The organism is Pontibacter beigongshangensis, assembly GCF_014332515.1.
Classification (GTDB): Bacteria; Bacteroidota; Bacteroidia; order Cytophagales; family Hymenobacteraceae; genus Pontibacter; species Pontibacter beigongshangensis.
The window spans coordinates 106101-124638 of sequence record NZ_VFSD01000013.1; the positions used below are offsets into that span (position 1 = coordinate 106101).

At 52.7% G+C, this 18538-nt stretch carries 15 protein-coding genes; 8 read left to right on the forward strand and 7 right to left on the reverse strand.

The features are described from left to right. Positions 1 to 230 precede the first annotated feature (230 nt). The 3 genes from floA to proS all read right to left on the reverse strand — a co-directional run bounded on the left by floA (position 231) and on the right by proS (position 3433). On the reverse strand, positions 231 to 1214 hold the full coding sequence (gene floA, locus FJM74_RS12065; RefSeq protein WP_187262858.1) for a flotillin-like protein FloA: 984 nt from the start codon (positions 1212 to 1214) through the stop codon (positions 231 to 233). 9 nt (positions 1215 to 1223) lie between these two features. Continuing rightward, positions 1224 to 1697, reverse strand: coding sequence for an NfeD family protein (locus tag FJM74_RS12070; RefSeq protein ID WP_187262859.1), 474 nt, complete (start codon positions 1695 to 1697; stop codon positions 1224 to 1226). 257 nt (positions 1698 to 1954) lie between these two features. After that, positions 1955 to 3433, reverse strand: a complete 1479-nt coding sequence (gene proS / locus FJM74_RS12075; RefSeq protein WP_187262860.1) for a proline--tRNA ligase — start codon at positions 3431 to 3433, stop codon at positions 1955 to 1957. Positions 3434 to 3628: 195 nt separating this feature from the next. On the opposite strand from proS, the gene FJM74_RS12080 reads away from it, so the two are divergent. The 3 genes from FJM74_RS12080 (at position 3629) to FJM74_RS12090 (ending at position 8752) form a co-directional block, all read left to right on the forward strand. Beyond that, positions 3629 to 4792, forward strand: a complete 1164-nt coding sequence (locus FJM74_RS12080) for a hypothetical protein (protein ID WP_187262861.1) — start codon at positions 3629 to 3631, stop codon at positions 4790 to 4792. Positions 4793 to 4820: 28 nt separating this feature from the next. Beyond that, the gene (locus tag FJM74_RS12085; protein WP_187262862.1) at positions 4821 to 6362 is read left to right on the forward strand and encodes an OmpP1/FadL family transporter; all 1542 of its coding nucleotides are present in this window, start codon (positions 4821 to 4823) and stop codon (positions 6360 to 6362) included. Between the two features lie 143 nt (positions 6363 to 6505). Next, the gene (locus tag FJM74_RS12090) at positions 6506 to 8752 is read left to right on the forward strand and encodes a S9 family peptidase (RefSeq protein WP_187262863.1); all 2247 of its coding nucleotides are present in this window, start codon (positions 6506 to 6508) and stop codon (positions 8750 to 8752) included. Positions 8753 to 9000: 248 nt separating this feature from the next. Here FJM74_RS12090 and FJM74_RS12095 read toward each other — a convergent pair whose 3' ends face one another. Further along, the gene (locus FJM74_RS12095; protein ID WP_187262864.1) at positions 9001 to 9666 is read right to left on the reverse strand and encodes an HPP family protein; all 666 of its coding nucleotides are present in this window, start codon (positions 9664 to 9666) and stop codon (positions 9001 to 9003) included. Positions 9667 to 9856: 190 nt separating this feature from the next. Beyond that, a complete protein-coding gene (locus FJM74_RS12100) occupies positions 9857 to 11128 on the reverse strand; it encodes a chloride channel protein (protein WP_187262865.1) in 1272 nt (423 codons plus the stop codon). A gap of 271 nt (positions 11129 to 11399) precedes the next feature. On the opposite strand from FJM74_RS12100, the gene FJM74_RS12105 reads away from it, so the two are divergent. From FJM74_RS12105 to FJM74_RS12115, 3 genes are all read left to right on the forward strand, one after another. Continuing rightward, the gene (locus FJM74_RS12105) at positions 11400 to 11966 is read left to right on the forward strand and encodes an RNA polymerase sigma factor (RefSeq protein WP_187262866.1); all 567 of its coding nucleotides are present in this window, start codon (positions 11400 to 11402) and stop codon (positions 11964 to 11966) included. A 5-nt stretch (positions 11967 to 11971) separates the two neighbouring features. Next, the gene (locus FJM74_RS12110) at positions 11972 to 12190 is read left to right on the forward strand and encodes a hypothetical protein (protein WP_187262867.1); all 219 of its coding nucleotides are present in this window, start codon (positions 11972 to 11974) and stop codon (positions 12188 to 12190) included. A 194-nt stretch (positions 12191 to 12384) separates the two neighbouring features. Continuing rightward, on the forward strand, positions 12385 to 13092 hold the full coding sequence (locus FJM74_RS12115) for a ClpP family protease (RefSeq protein ID WP_187262868.1): 708 nt from the start codon (positions 12385 to 12387) through the stop codon (positions 13090 to 13092). Positions 13093 to 13535: 443 nt separating this feature from the next. Here FJM74_RS12115 and FJM74_RS12120 read toward each other — a convergent pair whose 3' ends face one another. Both FJM74_RS12120 and FJM74_RS12125 read right to left on the reverse strand, forming a co-directional pair. Further along, positions 13536 to 14978, reverse strand: coding sequence for an aldehyde dehydrogenase (locus tag FJM74_RS12120; RefSeq protein WP_187262869.1), 1443 nt, complete (start codon positions 14976 to 14978; stop codon positions 13536 to 13538). 173 nt (positions 14979 to 15151) lie between these two features. Continuing rightward, complete coding sequence (locus FJM74_RS12125; protein WP_187262870.1) at positions 15152 to 15940, reverse strand: SDR family oxidoreductase; 789 nt, start codon at positions 15938 to 15940, stop codon at positions 15152 to 15154. 375 nt (positions 15941 to 16315) lie between these two features. Here FJM74_RS12125 and FJM74_RS12130 point away from each other — a divergent pair, with 375 nt between their 5' ends. Together FJM74_RS12130 and FJM74_RS12135 are read left to right on the forward strand one after the other, a co-directional pair. Next, positions 16316 to 16846: a 3-hydroxyanthranilate 3,4-dioxygenase gene (locus tag FJM74_RS12130; protein ID WP_187262871.1), complete on the forward strand. Its 531-nt coding sequence runs from the start codon at positions 16316 to 16318 to the stop codon at positions 16844 to 16846. Between the two features lie 280 nt (positions 16847 to 17126). After that, a complete protein-coding gene (locus FJM74_RS12135; protein ID WP_187262872.1) occupies positions 17127 to 18167 on the forward strand; it encodes an amidohydrolase family protein in 1041 nt (346 codons plus the stop codon). The last annotated feature ends 371 nt before the right edge of the window (positions 18168 to 18538 follow it).

Sequence of the window (18538 nt, forward strand, 5' to 3'; positions counted from 1 at the left end):
GAATATAAGAATGTTCAGAATGTTGTTTTCCTCGCTGTGCGCAGTCGGAAACCAGGCACAGTGGGGAGTATAATTCATCTTCACATCTTCAAATCAGCAGATGAGCCAAATTATTTGAATGAAAATAGCCCTCCAGAGGCTCTGCTGCTGTGGCCTACAAGCAGAAGGGCCAGCACGGCCATTCGTTTAGAGATTGGCGGTGCTGGCCCTTTGCAATTCTTATTGGAGGCTTACGATTTAGGCTTGTTCTGGCCTCCATTCGGATCGGCGATGGAGTTGCGCATGTCGGTGTCGGACTGAATGTTCTGCATGCGGTAATAATCCATGATGCCGAGGTGGCCACTGCGGAAAGCGGCTGCAATGGCTTGCGGAATCTCTACTTCGGCTGCAATTACGGAGGCGCGGGCTTCCTGCGCTTTGGCTTTCATTTCCTGCTCCACCGCCACGGCCATGGCACGGCGCTCTTCGGCTTTGGCTTCTGCCACTTTTAAGTCGGCCCCTGCCTGGTCTATCTGCAGCTTGGCGCCAATGTTCTCGCCCACATCAATATCGGCGATATCGATCGAAAGAATTTCGTAGGCCGTGCCGGCATCCAGGCCTTTTTGCAGCACCAGCTTGGATATAATATCGGGGCTCTCCAATACGGCTTTGTGTGAGATGGAGGAACCGATGGAGGTCACGATGCCTTCGCCTACGCGGGCCAGGATGGTTTCTTCGCCGGCGCCGCCCACCAACTGGCGGATGTTGGCTCGTACGGTTACACGGGCCTGCGCCATCAGCTGAATGCCATCGAGCGCCACGGCGGCAACTTTAGGCGTGTTGATAACTTTCGGGTTTACGGAAGTGGTTACCGCCTCAAACACATTGCGGCCAGCCAGATCTATGGCAGTGGCTTGTTTAAAGGTCAGCGGAATGTTGGCTTTGTCGGCCGAGATCAGTGCTTTGATCACCATGGGCACGTTGCCGCCAGCCAGGTAGTGGGTTTCGAGCTCGGTGGTGGTCAGGTTAATGCCGGCCTTGGTCGAGTTGATCATGGAGTTCACGATCAGGCTGGGTGGCACCTTCCGGATGCGCATAAACACCAGTTCCAGCAGCCCTACCCGCACCCCGGAGAACAAGGCGGTGATCCAGAGGCTAATCGGGACAAAATATAAAAAGATCATGAGCAGGATGATAGCACCTGCAATCAGAAACAGCACTGAATAATTTTCCATAGGGTTGTTTTAACTTATTTCTTCAACAATAATTTTGTTTGTAGTTAAGGTAATGATGCGGATAGCGGTGTTGGGGGCAACCCATTCTCCCTTTGTCTGCACCTCGAAATGCTTGTTCTGAAAAATCGCGGTTCCCTGGGGGCGCAACGCCGAAACCGATTTGCCTGTATCGCCAACCAGCAGGGTATGTTGCTGGTCGTCATTCACCCTGGCCGAAATAGCGCCTTTGAGCGAGAAACGCGACCAGGCGTCGTACCGGAAGCTATAGAAAACGGCGATGCTTGTGGCAAGCACGGCAAGTGCCAGAATAATATGCCCGGTGGGTGTGCCCAGAGCGGCATATCCGATCCAGATGCCTATAACCGACAGAGCAAAGCCCAGCACGCCCACAATGGTAGTGCCTGGCACAAATATCAGCTCTACAATTATCAGAACCAGTCCGATTCCGATCAGCAGTATTACCGTTACCCAGTCTAGTAGCATAGCGCCTCCTTTCAGATTTAGTAAATATAGCAATTTGATTATGAAAAACGGGTGCGAGGTCGGTATAAATTACGGTTATTCGCTTAGCTGCCTCGGCACCAGGGCTGCATTCACTAATTATTCTAATGAAATTGCCCCTCCATGACCAGTTGCTCCTGCTGCTGCCACTTTTGTAGCAGGTAAGCAGGAGACATAAAATTAAAAAGCCATTCCTCTAAGGTAGAAGAATGGCTTTTTAACCGGGGTACTGCTGTCAGCTAGTAGGCCTTGGCAAAGTACACGCGCCTTTTGGAAGGCTTGCCGGAGATCATGTCCACGCCGTCTTCCTCTTCTGCGTCCAGGGCAATGCAGCGAATCGTGGCTTTTGTTTCTTCCTTAATGCGTTCCTCTATTTCAGAAGAGCCATCCCAGTGCGCGAGCACAAAGCCGCCTTTGTTTTCCAGCACGTCCTTAAACTCTTCGTAGCTGTTCACTTTGGTGGTGTGCTCTGCCCGGTGCTGAAGCGCTTTGTTAAAGATGCTGGCCTGCATCTCCTCCAGCAAGGCGGGTATGTAGGCCGTCAGGCTGTCGAACTGCTGGGTGCTTTTTTCTTTGGTGTCGCGGCGGGCCACTTCTGCGGTGCCGTTTTCGAGGTCGCGGCCACCGATGGCGATGCGCACGGGCACGCCTTTCAGCTCCCACTCCGCAAATTTAAAGCCGGGCCGTTCGGTGTCGCGGTTATCGTATTTCACGCTGATGCCTTTGGCCTGCAGCTCCTTTTTTAGCTGGTTCACTTTTTCGCTGATCTGCGCCAGCTGCTCCTCGCCTTTGTAAATAGGCACGATTACGACCTGGATGGGCGCCAGGTTCGGAGGGAGTACCAGTCCTTCGTCGTCGGAGTGGGTCATGATCAGGGCACCCATCAGGCGGGTGCTCACGCCCCACGAGGTTCCCCAAACATACTCCAGGCTGCCGTCTTTAGAGGCAAACTTCACGTCAAATGCTTTGGCGAAGTTCTGGCCCAGGAAGTGCGAGGTGCCGGTTTGCAGGGCTTTGCCGTCCTGCATCAGGCTCTCAATGCAATAGGTTTCCAGGGCGCCTGCAAAACGTTCGTTCGGTGTTTTGATGCCTTTCACCACAGGTACCGCCATGTAGTTTTCCACAAAGTCGGCATATACGTTTAGCATCTGCTCGGTTTCAGCTATGGCTTCTTCGGCAGTGGCATGCGCGGTGTGGCCTTCCTGCCACAGGAACTCAGCCGTGCGCAGAAACAGGCGGGTGCGCATTTCCCAGCGCACCACGTTGGCCCATTGGTTTATGAGCAGGGGCAGGTCGCGGTAGCTCTGGATCCAGTTTTTGTAGGTGCTCCAGATAATGGCTTCCGAGGTAGGGCGCACGATCAATTCCTCCTCCAGGCGGGCCGCCGGGTCTACGCGGAGTTTGCCCTTGTTGTCGGGATCGTTCTGCAGGCGGTAGTGGGTTACCACGGCGCACTCTTTGGCAAAACCCTCGGCATTCTGCTCCTCGGCCTCGAACAGGCTTTTTGGCACAAACAAAGGAAAGTAAGCGTTCTCATGGCCGGTGGCCTTGAACATATCGTCTAACACACGCTGCATTTTCTCCCAGATGGCAAAGCCGTATGGTTTGATGACCATGCAGCCGCGCACGGCGGAATTTTCGGCCAAACCAGCCTTTTTTACCAGCTCATTGTACCACAGCGAATAGTCATCGCTTCTTTTAGGTAGCCCTTTGCTCATGTTCTTGTATTCTTAAGAGTATTTTTACTAATTAACTTTAGTTTGGAATAACTTTTGCAGGTGTTAGCCTGAATATATCCATATCATTCTCGCACAAAATTACGTTAATAAATAATACTATAAGTAAGATTTTGTATGAATGTGTGTTATCTTTGATATAGTGTTATTCGCACATCAATCAATTACAGGAAGCTCATGAAAAAGATAAATTTATTAACCATAGCACCTGCTTTCTTCTTGTTGGCGGCTAGCTGCAGCAGCCCTTTGGCCTTGCAGACTTCCGAGTACGACGACATGTACTACTCGTCGGCCGACAGGACGGAATATGCAGCGCCTGCTGCCGAGGCGACCATGGAGGACTTCAGGTCTGGCTCACCTGCCGACGCTGGTGACGAGTATGTAGCCGAAGGCACAGAAGATTATTATGCAGATGAGTACTACGATGGCCGTGCCTATAACCAGGGTGCTGCCTACAGCCAGCGTAATAACATGAACTATTCATTTATAGACCCTTACTGGGGAGCAGCCGTGCATCCTGGTTTCGGATACAGCAGATACGGATCAGCCTTTTATGATCCATTCTACGACCCGTTTTACAGCCCTTTCCACAGGCCTTACAGCCGGTTCAGCATGAGCATCGGCCTGGGGTTCGGTATGGGAGGGTTCTATAACCCGTACATGGACCCATTTATGATGGGAGGCATGGGCATGTGGGGCAACCCCTACAGAATGGGCTGGGGCAACCCGTATATGGGAATGGGAGGCTTCGGAGCTTATAACAGTTTCTACAATGGCTACTATACTGGCCTGAACCGTGGCCTGTATGCAGGCGGCGGCTACTTCTACGATGCCCCTGGCCAGACAAGGCGTGTGCAGTACGGCCCTAGGATTGACAGAAGCTCGGTAGGCGGGGCACAACCTGCACGCTCAGGTGGTGCCACAGGCAGACCAGACAGACAAGGTCTGACGAATGAGCAACGCGCCATTACGCCTGGCGGCGGCAACACTGCCAGCCCTGCCCGTCCGGCGAGGCCTTCGCGAGGAAACGAGGCTATTACTGGCCAGCAGGAGCAGGGGGTAAAGCAAACACTGCCTTCCAGACCGCAAACTACGCAGCCGGCCCGTCCGCAGCGCAATACTAACGAGGCAGCGCCAGCCAGGCAGCAAAGGCAGCGGGTACAGCCACAGCAACAGCGCCAGAATATTCAGCGCAGCACGCCAAACTACGAGCGCAGCACGCCTACCCGTACTTATGAGCCAAGCAGCTCTCCAATGCGTAGCACACCTATGCAGAGTAGTCCATCTTCAAGGCCGGCACCATCAAGAGGTGGCGGCGGGGGCGGTCGGCCCATCCGATAGAGGGAATTAAACTTAGTTTTCGTTAATTATGTCAAATAAAATAGTTTCAGCCAGCTTAGCATTACTGCTAAGCTGGAGTGGAACCGCTTTTGCTCAAAGCGAGGTAGATGCCCTGCGCTATACCCGTTTAGGCTTGTCTGGTTCCGCTCGCATTCAGGGCATAGGTGGTGCGCAGGCAGCACTGGGTGCCGATATATCCAGCATTTTTGTAAACCCTGCCGGTCTGGGAATGTTCCGCCGGTCCGAAATAACGGTTACTCCGGGCTTTAGCACGGCCAATACCGATGCAGGTATTGCCAACCAGGGCAACTATTCTGGTGCTCCCGTGTCTGATAGCCGCAATGCTTTCGGCATCCCACAGGCCGGCATCGTTTTCTCCGACAGGAAGAGTGATGACGACGGCAGCGACTGGCGCGGAACAAGTGTTGGCCTTAGCATAACCCGCCTCAACAACTTCAACTCCCGCACCACCTATCGCGGTAATACCGACGATTGGACCATGGTAGATTATTTTGCGGAGCAGGCCAATAACAGGGCGACCGTAACCAACGGGCAAACTTTTATAAAAGACCAGTTGGAAGCTGAGTTCAACAACTACAGTTCTCTGGAAGGCATGGCTTATGGAGCTTACCTGATAGATGTGTATGAGGATGAAGAAGGAGAGTACGCAGCACCTGTAGACAGAGCAGTTGATATCGCTTTTGGTGAGGAGATTTTAAGGAAAGGCTCCCAAAATCAGTTTGATATTGGTGTCGGGACCAGCTATCGCGATAAAATATATTTGGGGGCATCGGTAGGGATAGTGAGTACCAATTACACACAGGTGCGGATGTACCGTGAGTCCGATGCGGACCCGGCCACTGGTTTTACCAACATGCAGCTGCGCGATGAGTTCTCTACAAGAGGCGCTGGCATCAACTTGAGGCTCGGGGCCATTTACAGACCTGTGGATGCTCTGCGAATCGGAGCTTCCATCCAGACGCCTACCTCCTACAGCTTCGACGAGTCTTACGCCACTTCGCTCGTAGCTAACCATTCTGATATTTCGGGAGAGCAGCGTGCGGTGCAGGATCCCGGGCAGTTCTCTTATGGATTGACTACACCGCTGCGTGCTACAGGTGGTATTGCCTATTTCCTTGGCAAGCTTGGTTTTATTTCGGCCGATGTGGAGTATGTAAATTATGCCGGCATGCGGTTCCGCGAAAAAGACAGCGACTTTGGCTCCAGCGGAAGTTATTTCAGTTCGGTAAACACTCGCATAAAAGACACTTACCAGTCTGCCCTTAACTTAAGAATAGGAGCAGAAGCCCGCTATGAGATATTCCGTTTCAGAGCAGGTTATGCCCTGGGCGGTGACCCTTACAAGGCATCCGGGCTGGATGGAAGCACCAATACGTTTACTTTGGGTACTGGCATCCGCTTGCAGAACTACTTTGTTGATATTGCTTATGCCAATACCAGCATGAACACGCTTTACTCGCCTTACACCTTTAACTCAGGAGCATCTCCTGAGATCAATATCGACGACAGACTCACAAACGTGGTCTTCACACTTGGATTCAATTTTTAAGCAAACGATTTTTCCTGTTTTTATTGATGGGAGGCTGTCCGGGAAACCGGAACAGCCTCTTTTTTTGCTTGCAGGAAAAATGGGTGCTATTTTTGAAAGAGATTTGTACAAGTGCCTGTTTCCGTTAACCTAAAACTACATCCATGTGCTTTAAAGTTAAACCGGCCGTTCTGGCTGTTATGTTGCTCTGCTGCTTTGCCCTTGCTGTGCAGGCGCAGCAGAAAAAGCAAGTTACCCTCGAAGATATTTATCAGAAAGGCACCTTCGCGGCAAAGTCGGTTTACGGGGTAAACTGGATGAACGATGGCCGCTACTACAGCTCGCAGGTGCCGGACCAGCAGAACCGGGTTTACGACATTGTTCAGTACGATGTCACCACCGGGCAGCAGGTTGCCACGATCATAGAAGGAGAGCACCTGAAGCCAGAGGGGGCCAGCCAGCCGATCCAATTCGACGGCTACGCTTTCTCTTCTGATGAGCAGAAGGTACTCTTCGCCACCGGCTCGGAGCAAATCTACCGCCGCTCTTCCAAAGCCGATTATTATATCTACGACATCCCGGCAAAAAAACTGACCAGGCTGAGCAATGGCGGCAAACAACTCTACGCCACCTTCTCTCCGGATGCCAAACGCGTAGCCTTTGCCCGCGACAACAACATGTTTGTAGTAGACCTGGGCACCATGCAGGAAACACAGATCACGACCACTGGTAAAACCAATGCCATTATAAACGGCTATGCCGATTGGGTGTACGAAGAGGAATTCAGCTTTGCACAGGGCTTCCATTGGTCGCCGGACGGCTCTAAAATAGCTTTTTATACCTTTGATGAAAGCCAGGTGCCGGAGTTTAACATGCAGCTCTGGGGCGAGCTTTACCCGCAGGACTACAAGTATAAATACCCGAAGGCCGGAGAGGCAAACTCAGTTGTAACAGTGTCGGTGTATAACCTCAGCAATGGCCAGACCGTGAAGATGGAAACCGGCGACGAACCAGACATGTACCTGCCGCGCCTGAAGTGGACCAACAACAGCAACCTGCTCTCTATCCAGAAAATGAACCGCCTGCAGAACACCCTGGAGTTGCTGCATGCCAACGCCACCACTGGCAAAGCCACTGTAGTGCTTAAGGAAACAGACAAGGCTTATATTGATGTAACCGATGACCTGACCTACCTGAAAGACGGCAAAAGCTTTATTCACTCTTCTGAAAAAGACGGTTACAACCACCTGTACCTCTACAACATAAATGGCAAGCTCGTGCGCCAAATCACAAAAGGCAACTGGGAAGTGAGCAGCTTTGTGGGCTTTGATGAGAAAAACGATGTGCTATACTACCTGTCTACAGAAGTGTCGCCACTCGACCGGCATTTGTACAGCATCAGCAGCAAAGGCAAAAAAAAGAAGCGCCTGACACCTGCAGCCGGTACGCACAGCATCAACATGAGCCACGACTACAAGTACTATCTTGACTACCATTCTGCTGCCAATGTGCCGGTTGCCGTTAGCCTGCACACGGCCAAAGACGGCAAACCGATAAAGGTGCTCGAGGATAACCAGCAGCTGCGGCACACGCTGGCGCAGTACGATCTTGCAAAGCAGGAATTCTTTACCATGAACACCGCAGACGGCACACAGCTTAATGGCTGGATGATAAAGCCTGCCGACTTCGATCCGAAAAAGAAGTACCCGGTGCTGATGTTCGTGTACGGTGGCCCCGGCTCACAGACCGTTACCAACAGCTGGGGCGGTGCCAACTACCTCTGGCATCAGGTGCTGGCCAGCAAGGGAGCCATTGTGGTGAGTGTAGATAACCGGGGCACAGGTGCCCGTGGTGCAGCTTTTAAGAAAGCAACTTATGCCAACCTCGGCAAATACGAAACAGAAGACCAGATAGAGACGGCCAGGTGGCTGGGGCAGCAGGAGTACGTAGATAAAAACCGGATCGGCATTTGGGGCCATAGCTTCGGAGGCTACATGACCTTGCTCGGTCTTACCAAAGGCAATGGCATTTTCAGGGCGGGCATAGCGGTGGCACCTGTTACCAGCTGGCGCTTTTACGACACCATCTATACCGAGCGTTTCCTGAAAAAACCACAAGACAACGCAGCCGGCTACGACGACAACTCTCCGCTGCAACATGCCGGCAAACTGCAGGGTGAGTTGTTGCTGATACACGGCACCGGCGACGATAACGTGCATTTCCAGAATGCGGTAGCCATGCAGGATGCGCTGATAAGTGCCAACAAGCAGTTCGAGAGCTTTTATTACCCGAACCGTAACCATGGTGTAGGTGGGGGAGTAACGTCGCTGCACCGTTTCCGGATGATGACCAACTTCCTGGAGCGCCACCTGCTCAACCCGGACCTAAAGCCGGGGACCCAACTCAACTAACCGGAATTATTCTAATAAAAAGGCCCATCCTGAGGCGCTATAAGCTGCTGCTGCACCTGCTGTTCCGATCTAAGTGTTCAGCAGCAGGTGCAGCAGCAGCTTTATAAACTTACCCGGAGGGCCTTTTTTATTAGAATAATTGTGATTGCCAGGTTACTGCTATGCCCGGGGGGCATATGTTGCTGCCCTTATGAATCAGCTAATTAACAGCCTGGTGCCGGAAAACCCTGAAACAGTTCGATACCTGCTTACATCTGAAGTCCGCCATCTGCGAAAGCTTCTTGGGGCTTTCGCTTCCGGTTAAGGGACTTCGTTCTCCGGTGCTTCAGGCGTTTTTTCCAGGGTATAAATGCCTTGGAGGCGTTATAAGGATAAGTCCTGTTTTTAGGAATGTTGTTTACCACCACAGCCACCAGAAACAAAACCAGCACGCCAAATAGAACGGGGTGGAGCACATAGTAAAAGCCCAGCGCCTTTATTTTCTCGGAGCCGATATTGGCTATAAGCGCCGTGGCGCCGCCCGGGGGGTGCAGGGTTTTGGTGATCTGCATCAGCACAATGGCCAAGGAAACAGACAGGGCAGCCGAGAGCCAGGTAAGGCCCGGGTTGCCGAAAAGCTTGTAAACCGACACGCCGACCAGCGCGCACAGCAGGTGCCCGCCTATCAGGTTGCGGGGTTGCGCCAGGGGGCTGTTGGTGGCGCCATAAACCAGCACCGCCGAAGCCCCGAACGAACCGATCAGGAAAAGCTGGTCGGAGCCTGATACAAATGGGTTTTTTGTCTGCACAAACCCAATAATGCCGATGCCGAGTAAAGAGCCCATAAACGCCCAGATATGGTCGGTTGGGTCGATGATCGTTTGTCGGTAAACTACATATTTGGCAATTCTGTAATTGCGCCTGATTCTGCTCATTAATTTGTTTTCAGATACTGCTGCAGGCTGGCATACAAGACCAGCCCTTACTTTCGCGGCTTATTAAATTCCTGCAAAGATAGCACCTCTTATACAAGCCTTGCAACTAACAGCTTCTGCAAAATAGTATTTCGGTTAAAGGAGCGACCAGAACCTTGCTTTCGGGTCCTCTTCCTGGCTTATTGGGTTTTTATTCCTTAAGACCCAGCTGGGCATTTATAAGCGGTGTTTTAGGGGCCAGGAAAAAGCCGGTGAGGCTGGCAAACATAATCGGGATAAAGTGATGGAAGCCTGTGAGCGTGGCTAGCAGAATAATAGTGCTGATGGGCGTGCGCGTAACGCAGGCATTAATGGCGGCCATGCAACTGACCAGGATGAGCGGCAGGTTCTGCCCCGGAAAGGCGGCATTCACGATCAGGCCAACAGTGGCGCCCACAAAAAACAGCGGAATAATAAACCCGCCCCGCCAACCCGACGTCACGGTAAAGCTGATAGCCAGAATCTTCGCCACCAGCAGCAGCACCAGGAACTCCAGCGTAAACTCCTCGGCCAGCAAAACATTCAGCTCGTCGTGGCTGAAGTAGCGCGAGAGTGGTACAAAGTAGGCTATAGTGCCAATCAGCAGCCCGCCAATGGCCATTTTTACATAAATCGGAGCGCCAAGTTTTTTGAACACCTGGCGGCTCTTGCGCACCGTGAAGATGAACAGCCAGCCTGCCGCCGTGCCGGCTAGCGCGTACAGCATGGCGTAGAAAAAGTCGTTTAGTTCGGGCGTGGCATACACCGGGAAGTTCCAGGTGGGACCAATGCCAATATGGGTAATCAGGATAAAGATAACATAGCTGGAGCAGCTGGCCACAAAGGCGGGAATAAGCGCTTGGTAATACTCCACCACATGCTTGTGGTGCAAAATTTCGAGGGCGAACAGGGTGCCGCCCAGGGGGGCGCCAAAAAGAGCCGTAAAAGCGGCCGCCATTCCCGCTATGGTCAGCGACCGAAGATCTTCGCCTCTTATCTTCAGTTTTTTGGCGATCCAGGTGCCAGTAGAGCCTACCACCTGCACCAGCGGCGCCTCCGGCCCTGCGCTGCCGCCACTGGCAATGCACAACCACGACGACAAGATCATGGAAGGGTTGTTTTTTGGCTCCAGCCTGCCACCTTTAAACCGGATGTTGTTCACGATCAGGTCCATCTCGCCGGGGTCGCCGAGGCGGTGGATAATGATGCCGGCCAGCAAACCGGCCGCCCCCATCAGCGGAATCACATAGAGGCCCTGCACCGGGGCCAGAAAATGCAGAAAGCCTTCGAGCACAATCCAGTACAACCCTGCTATGACCCCGCCAATAATGCCGATAGCTACCCAAAGCAAAAAAATCTTGCTGAAAACAAATGGGTTAAACTGTAAAGGATAGTTTATCTGGTTACGAATGGTAACCGCGAGTCTTCTCGTTTTAAAGTCCATCGGGCAAAGGTAGCCATAAAAACACTTTTGTGCAGGAGAGGGCCATCGCTTTCTTTTCAGGGCCGGGGTATGTTAAATTCTGGCTGAAAACGTTATAGGTAAGGCGGTTGTCTGAAGGTTTTTGGTTCAGGACCGATTATTCTAATCAAAAAGGGCCTCCAGACCTGTGTATTGCTACTGCCTGCAACAGTTGCAGCTAAAAAAAGAGTACATATTTGTCAGGATGATGGGTGATATGTCAGCTGCCTTCCGGATTAACCCTAAAAAGCATATGCAGACAACAGAAACACCTGTAATGGCCGCAGGTATACGCGAGGCCCTAGTGCAGCACCGGGAAAAAACACTCGAAAAAATGTATGCCAAGGCGTACCCGATGGTGCTGCACTACGTAAAGCAGCACCACGGCTCCCCCCACGATGCGCAGGACCTCCTGCAGGATGCCATGATCCTGTTTTATGAGAAGGTGGTGCACCAGCAACTGACTTTAACGGCTGCCCCCACTACCTACCTCATGGCCGTCTGCAAGAACCGTTGGCGCCGGGAACTGGAAAAGCGCCACCGGGAGCAGGGGCTCACACCGGAAGTAGCGGAACAACTGCAGGAGGAGACCGACCCGGTTATGGAGGCACCTACTGTTGCCCTCACAGGATTTGTGGAGCGGTTGGGGCAGAAGTGCCATGACATTCTGGTTTCGTTTTACTACCTGGGGCAGCAGATGGAACAGATCGCGCAGCAACACCAGTACCGCAATGTGCGCTCCGCCACCGTGCAAAAGTTTAAATGCCTGGAGCGCCTGCGCAAGTCGCTGTCTGGCTTCAGTAGTCACCATTTCAGATAAAAGCGATGAGGCCGGAATTAGAGGAAATAAAATTGCTGGAGGCTTTGCTGGGAGGCCAGCTGCAGGAGGAGCAGGAGCAGGAGCTGGAAATACAGTTGCTCTGGGACCAGGCACTGCAACAGAAAGTAGCACTGCAGCAGGTGGCGTACCAGGCCATTCAGGAAGCCGGGCGGAAGCAGCTGCGCCAGGAGCTGCAATCGATTCACCGAAGACTTTTTAGTTAAGACACAAGAAGCAGGACACAAGACACAGGACTTCATCCCGTACTCAGGAGGAAGGTTCTGTTTAAAATGGAGGCTTCCGTTAACAAATCAGTTCGACCAGCAGGCGTATAACCCGGAGCACACACAGTAAAATCTTGTGTCCTGCGTCTTGTGTCCTGTGTCTTTAAAAACTACCTTTAGATAAAACATAGACTATGAATAATTCAGCATATAATAAAGAGGAGTTCCGCAAATTTGCAGTGCAAGGGCGGGGCATCAGCGGCTCTAATGTAGACAGGTACGTGCGCCAGGTCGAAAATGCGTCAGGCATGCATCGCATAGAGGGCATGACCCGCTCCGTAATCGAAGAGCGCCCCACAAATTTCAGGGAGATCGACGTTTTTTCGCGCCTGATGATGGACCGTATTATTTTCCTGGGCACGCAGGTAGAAGAAAACATCGCCAACATCATCACGGCACAACTGCTGTTTCTGGAGTCTACAGATGCTAAAAAAGATGTGCTGCTGTATATCAACAGCCCGGGTGGTTCTGTGTACGCTGGCCTCGGCATTTACGACACCATGCAATACGTAGCCCCCGATGTGGCGACTATCTGCACCGGCCTGGCTGCTTCTATGGGAGCAATACTGCTTTGTGGTGGTGCAGCCGGAAAGCGCTCCGCGCTGAAGCACGCCCGTGTCATGATTCACCAGCCATTAGGGGGGGTGCAGGGGCAGGCAACCGATATCGAAATAACAGCCCGCGAAATTCTGAAAATGAAAAAGGAGCTTTACGACATTATCTCCTTGCATAGCGGCAAACCCTACGACCAGGTAAATAAAGACTCCGACCGTGACTACTGGATGCGTGCCGAAGAAGCAAAGGAATATGGCCTTATAGACGAGGTGCTGTCGAGGGGGTAGGTTAGCCTCAGGGTAGAAGATAAGCGTCAAAATTTAGCGGTATGAATATCAGGGCACAACTTTTACAACAGCTGTGAACCGATATTCATACCGCTTTTAGGTTTTTCATTTCGGTAGAGCAGGTACAGTCCAAAGAACAGCCATAAAATGGGCGTAGTGCCACTATCATGTGGTTTATGAGCATTAAGTTTCCGTGCGCTGTCCCCTGATGACAGCGCACTTCGGGTGAGTCAGCCATTGGTCTGGTTCCTGCAAGGAAGCGTCTGTCAGGAGACAGATCCGGGGTTAAAGGCGAACAAATGAAGCAATAGCAGTATTATAAACAGCTCGACTGCACCAAAGCTACTGTCTGTAGAAAAGAAAGCAGCTATAGTAATGGCGGTAAACAGCAGCGGCCTATACGTCCTCTCAAACACTGTATATACCAGGCACTGGCCCCATCGTTATAGTTTAATACAAATATTCTGCGGCTCTGTAAAGAACCGGAGGGCCTCAAAACCTCCTTCGCGACCTAGGCCTGAGTTTTTCATGCCGCCAAACGGCGTGCGCAGGTCGCGGAGGAGCCAGGTGTTTACCCACACAATGCCAGCCTGCACCTGGTGCGCCACCCGGTGGGCACGCGTCAGGTTTTGTGTCCAGATGGTGGCGGAGAGGCCATAGTCAGTGCAGTTAGCGAAGGCTATAGCTTCTTCTTCGGTATCGAAAGGCAGCAGCGTAACCACCGGCCCGAAAATTTCCTCAGTGTTGGTGCGGCAGTTGTGAGGGAGGCCTTCTATAACCGTGGGTGCCACAAACCAGCCTTTTTCGCAGCGGCCTTCTACCTGCACCTGCTGCCCGCCAGTTAGAATAGTGCCGCCTTCTGCTTTCGCCAGTTCTATGTAAGAAAGTACCTTCTGTAGATGCTCCTCCGACACAATGGCTCCCTGAGTCGTGTTTTCCTGCAGTGGGTCGCCCACCACCAACAACTTTACTTTTTCTACAAAGGCAGCTTTAAACTTTTCATACAGCGGGCGCTCCACAAAAATGCGGGAGCCGCAAAGGCAGATCTGGCCCTGGTTGGCAAAAGCAGCCCGCACAGAGGTAGCCACCGCCTCCTCGAAGTTGCAATCGGCAAAAATGATGTTCGGGTTTTTGCCGCCCAGTTCCAGCGATAATTTCTTGAACATGGGAGCAGCCGTAGCGGCAATGCTGCGCCCGGTTTTAGTGCCGCCCGTAAATGAGATAACCGGGATATTAGGATGTGCCGTCATGGCAGCACCTACTTTATGCCCGTAGCCGTGTACAATGTTGAGTACTCCCGGTGGCAGCCCCGCCTCCTGACACAGTTCCGAGAGGAGGTAAGCCGTCAGGGGCGTCACTTCAGAGGGTTTGGCCACCACGCAATTACCGGCAGCCAGGGCAGGTGCTATTTTCCAGGTGAAGAGGTAGAGTGGCAGGTTCCAGGGCGATATACAGCCCGCCACCCCATGCGGGTGCCGCACCGTGTAGTTGATAGCAGCGCCCTCCATCATATGCGCTTCCGAGGAAAAATGCTGAATAGCGGTGCCAAAGAACCGCATGTTGCTGCTGGCGCGCGGTATGTCCATGGTTTTGGCTAAAGAAAGAGGCTTGCCCGTGTCTGTTGCTTCGGCCTCAGCCAGGCGGTCGAGGTCTCGGTCAATCAGGTCGGCCAGCCGGAGCAGCAGCTGGCCCCGTTTCTCAGCCGGCATAGCGGCCCAGGCCGGAAAAGCAGCCTGGGCCGCCTGTACCGCCAGTTCCACGTCCTGCTCGTCGGAGTCGGGCAGCAGCGCGTGCAGGGCACCCAACGCCGGGTTATAGCTGCTGCTATACTGCCCCGCCACTGGTGCCACCAGCTCCCCGTTTATATAGTTCTTCAGCTTGAGCAAGTTTTTATAAGATTTCAGGTGCTAGATGTTGGGCCTTCTTGTTGTTCAAAACCTCTTAGTCATTCTATCAATTCCTGCTGTTTGAGCTCTTTCGCAGGAGGACTTCTACTGTTGAATAAATTTGAAAGTGCCTAGATGTTACGTATTGAAATCTGAAATCCAGTATCTGGCATCTACAAAGCTCCTGTTCTGCCTCCGTCCACAGCCAGGCTCACCCCGTTAATGTAGGCGGCGGCAGGTGTGGCCAGAAAGGCAGCGGCAGCGGCAACCTCTTCGGGTTCGGCAAACCTTCGGGCTGGTATGGCGTTTTCCATCTCCTGCTGCACCTCTTCCTTGCTGCGCCCGGCCTTTTCAGCACGGCTTTCCACAAGGGCGTAAATGCGGCCGGTTTTGGTGGAGCCGGGGAGCACATTATTCACGGTAATCCCAAATTGCCCCAGCTCGTTAGCCATAGTCTTGGCCCAGCTGGCTACTGCGCCACGCGTGGTGTTCGACACGCCCAGGCCAGGAATAGGTTCTTTTATGGAAGTGCTCACAATATTGATGATGCGGCCATAACCCGCTTTTTTCATGAGCGGCAGCAACGCCTGCACCAGCTGGTGGTTGTTGATCAGGTGCATGTTAAAGGCTGTCAGAAATTCTTCCGGCTTGGCTTCTACAATGGGGCCTCCCGGAGGTCCGCCAGTATTGTTCACCAGAATGTGCACCGCCTCCCGCTGCCGCACATAAGCCTCTATCTGCTGCTTTACCTCTTCAGGGTTGGCAAAATCGGCCACCAGGTAGTCGTGCTGCTGCTCCCCGGCTTGCGCCAGTTCCTGCACCGCCTCTTTCAGCTTCTCCTCGCTACGGGCTAACAGCGTAACATTGGCTCCCAGCAGCGCCAGCTCCACCGCCACGGCCTTGCCAATGCCCTGCGTGCTGCCGCAGATAACAGCTTGTTTATTTTTCAGGTCTAGGTTCATAGTCTAAATTTTGAATTTTGATGGAGTGGGTGAGTGAATCGGGTCAAAGATTTGCTTTATCACGCACCTCTTTCTTTATCAGTTGCTAGTTTAAATATAAGCAGATGTTTTAAAAGTTTTGTGCCTGGGGGTAAATCCTTTGTGTTTTATGATCCAGGGTCAGGCAGAAAGGCCTCGCAGCGTGCGCACCTGCCCCAAAGCATTTCGGGGGCTCCTGCGACCACCTGAGGAGCCTCCCCTGCAAACCACTTCCAGGAGCTGCAGAAGCCTCGGGAGGGCCTTTTTCATTCAAATAATTGATGCCGGAAACAGATAGCGTCGCCGACTTCTGCCGCTTTTTCGTAACTTGGGTTATCAACAATACTGATAAGAACGATGGCTATAGCAAAACCTTTCAACTTTAAGCAGTGGATAGAAGATCACCGCCACCTGCTGAAACCGCCGGTAGGCAACCAGCAGGTATTTAAGGGCAACGACGACTTTATTGTGATGGTGGTAGGCGGCCCCAACGCCCGCAAAGATTACCATTACGACGAAGGCGAAGAGTTTTTCTACCAGCTGGAAGGCGACATCGTGCTCAAGATCATTGAAGACGGCAAGCCTGTGGACATCCCGATTAAAGAAGGAGAGATTTTTTTGCTTCCGCCTAAAGTGCCACACTCCCCGCGCCGCCCGGCCAACACCATCGGCCTGGTAATAGAACGCTACCGCAAGGCCGGCGAGAAAGACGGTTTCCTGTGGTTCTGCGAAAACTGCGGCACCAAGCTCTACGAAGAGTATGCCGACGTAACCGACATTGTGGGGCAGTTGCCGGTGATCATGAACAACTTCTGGGAAAACGAGGCACGCCGTACCTGCCAGAACTGCGGCGAGGTAATGGCGCCTCCGGCCAAGCCTGCTGAGTAGGGCGTTTTTGTGCAGCTGCAGCAGGGGAAGCAGCAGCAAAATATGCAGCTGGAAGGGCTTTTGATTGGAATAATCAGGCATGCCGCCAGTTTGAGCAAAGCGGTAACTGGTGGTATTGCATGGAAGCAGGTTTCTGACTTGCGTTTTGCTCCAGTATAAATTTGCAGGTTCCTAATTTGCCGCATGAAAAGCTGCCGGTTACGGCTACACCTGAACAGGTGGCAAGTTTAGTGAAATGAAATAAGATTGATATGCCGACAGCCTCTTCGCCCGATGCAGCATGCCAGAAAAAAAGACCACTTCTTCCATACCACCTGCTACCGATCTGTTAAAGATCGATATCCACACGCACATCTTGCCCAAAACGTGGCCGGATTTGCGGGAGCGCTATGGCTATGGAGGTTTTGTGCGGCTGGAGCACCACAAACCCTGCTGCGCCCGCATGATGATGGATGGCAAGTTCTTCCGTGAGATACAGGACAACAGCTGGGACCCTGCCGTGCGCCTGCACGAGTGCAACGGCAACAAGGTGGGGGTGCAGGTGCTGTCTACGGTGCCGGTTATGTTTAACTACTGGGCCAAGCCGGAGCATACACATGACCTGTCGCGCATGCTCAACGACCACATTGCCGGCGTGGTGGCCGATTATCCCGACCGCTTCGTAGGCCTCAGTACCCTGCCCATGCAGGACACCGGTCTGGCCATAAAGGAGCTGGAGCGAAGCATGCGGGAACTGGGCATGGCCGGTATCCAGATAGGAACGCACGTAAACGAACACAACCTGGACGCTCCGGAGCTTTTTCCCATCTTCCAGGCGGCGGAGGAGCAGGGGGCCGCCATTTTTGTGCATCCCTGGGATATGTTCGGCAAAAAGCGCATGACCAAGTACTGGCTTCCCTGGTTGGTGGGCATGCCCGCCGAGACCACCATGGCCATCTGCTCCATGATTTTTGGCGGTGTGCTGGAGCGCCTGCCGAAGCTGCGGATCGCCTTTGCCCACGGAGGCGGCTCGTTCCCGGCTACCATCGGCCGCATAGCGCATGGCTTCGAGGTGCGCCCCGACCTTTGCGCCGTAGATAACAACGTGAACCCAAGAGCATATCTGGGCCGCTTCTACGTAGACTCGCTGGTGCACGACCCGCTGGCGCTCGATTATCTGGTGCAAACGCTTGGGGCCAACAGCATCGCCCTCGGCTCCGATTACCCTTTCCCGCTTGGTGAAGTAGTGCCCGGTAAGCTCATCGGGTCGATGCCTTACGAGGCTGCTGTAAAAGAACGGCTGCTACACGGTACCGCGCTGGAGTGGCTCAACCTGCAGTAAGGTGCTGATTTTTTAATTTAAAGATCTGGAGATGAGAAAATTTGGAGATGGTTTTAATGGAAGAATTACAGCACCAACAAGTTTCAGGAAACATCTGAATTCAAGTATTCTGAACATCCTTTCATCCCGAAAATCCTTGGGGTAGGGGCTTATATAATGATTCAGACAAATAAGTCCTGTGTCTTGTGTCCTATGTCTTGTGTCTTTTAAAAGAGCAGGAGCAGGAGCAGAGTCGCTGGAGGGGCAAAATGATTAGAAAAATTGCACCTGAACCCTGGCTTTACCTTTTGCTGCTGCGCTTACGGCGGCAAACAGGCAGATTACAACAAGCTACTCTAAAGCCCTCGCTAAAAACAAGTTAAAATTAACTC

What these genes read in the sequence shown, in the direction of transcription:
- floA (WP_187262858.1), bottom strand. Translation starts at nt 1,214, where the DNA reads ATGGAAAATTATTCAGTGCTGTTTCTGATTGCAGGTGCTATCATCCTG.
- FJM74_RS12070 (WP_187262859.1), bottom strand. Translation starts at nt 1,697, where the DNA reads ATGCTACTAGACTGGGTAACGGTAATACTGCTGATCGGAATCGGACTG.
- proS (WP_187262860.1), bottom strand. Translation starts at nt 3,433, where the DNA reads ATGAGCAAAGGGCTACCTAAAAGAAGCGATGACTATTCGCTGTGGTAC.
- FJM74_RS12080 (WP_187262861.1), top strand. Translation starts at nt 3,629, where the DNA reads ATGAAAAAGATAAATTTATTAACCATAGCACCTGCTTTCTTCTTGTTG.
- FJM74_RS12085 (WP_187262862.1), top strand. Translation starts at nt 4,821, where the DNA reads ATGTCAAATAAAATAGTTTCAGCCAGCTTAGCATTACTGCTAAGCTGG.
- FJM74_RS12090 (WP_187262863.1), top strand. Translation starts at nt 6,506, where the DNA reads ATGTGCTTTAAAGTTAAACCGGCCGTTCTGGCTGTTATGTTGCTCTGC.
- FJM74_RS12095 (WP_187262864.1), bottom strand. Translation starts at nt 9,666, where the DNA reads ATGAGCAGAATCAGGCGCAATTACAGAATTGCCAAATATGTAGTTTAC.
- FJM74_RS12100 (WP_187262865.1), bottom strand. Translation starts at nt 11,128, where the DNA reads ATGGACTTTAAAACGAGAAGACTCGCGGTTACCATTCGTAACCAGATA.
- FJM74_RS12105 (WP_187262866.1), top strand. Translation starts at nt 11,400, where the DNA reads ATGCAGACAACAGAAACACCTGTAATGGCCGCAGGTATACGCGAGGCC.
- FJM74_RS12110 (WP_187262867.1), top strand. Translation starts at nt 11,972, where the DNA reads ATGAGGCCGGAATTAGAGGAAATAAAATTGCTGGAGGCTTTGCTGGGA.
- FJM74_RS12115 (WP_187262868.1), top strand. Translation starts at nt 12,385, where the DNA reads ATGAATAATTCAGCATATAATAAAGAGGAGTTCCGCAAATTTGCAGTG.
- FJM74_RS12125 (WP_187262870.1), bottom strand. Translation starts at nt 15,940, where the DNA reads ATGAACCTAGACCTGAAAAATAAACAAGCTGTTATCTGCGGCAGCACG.
- FJM74_RS12130 (WP_187262871.1), top strand. Translation starts at nt 16,316, where the DNA reads ATGGCTATAGCAAAACCTTTCAACTTTAAGCAGTGGATAGAAGATCAC.
- FJM74_RS12135 (WP_187262872.1), top strand. Translation starts at nt 17,127, where the DNA reads ATGCCAGAAAAAAAGACCACTTCTTCCATACCACCTGCTACCGATCTG.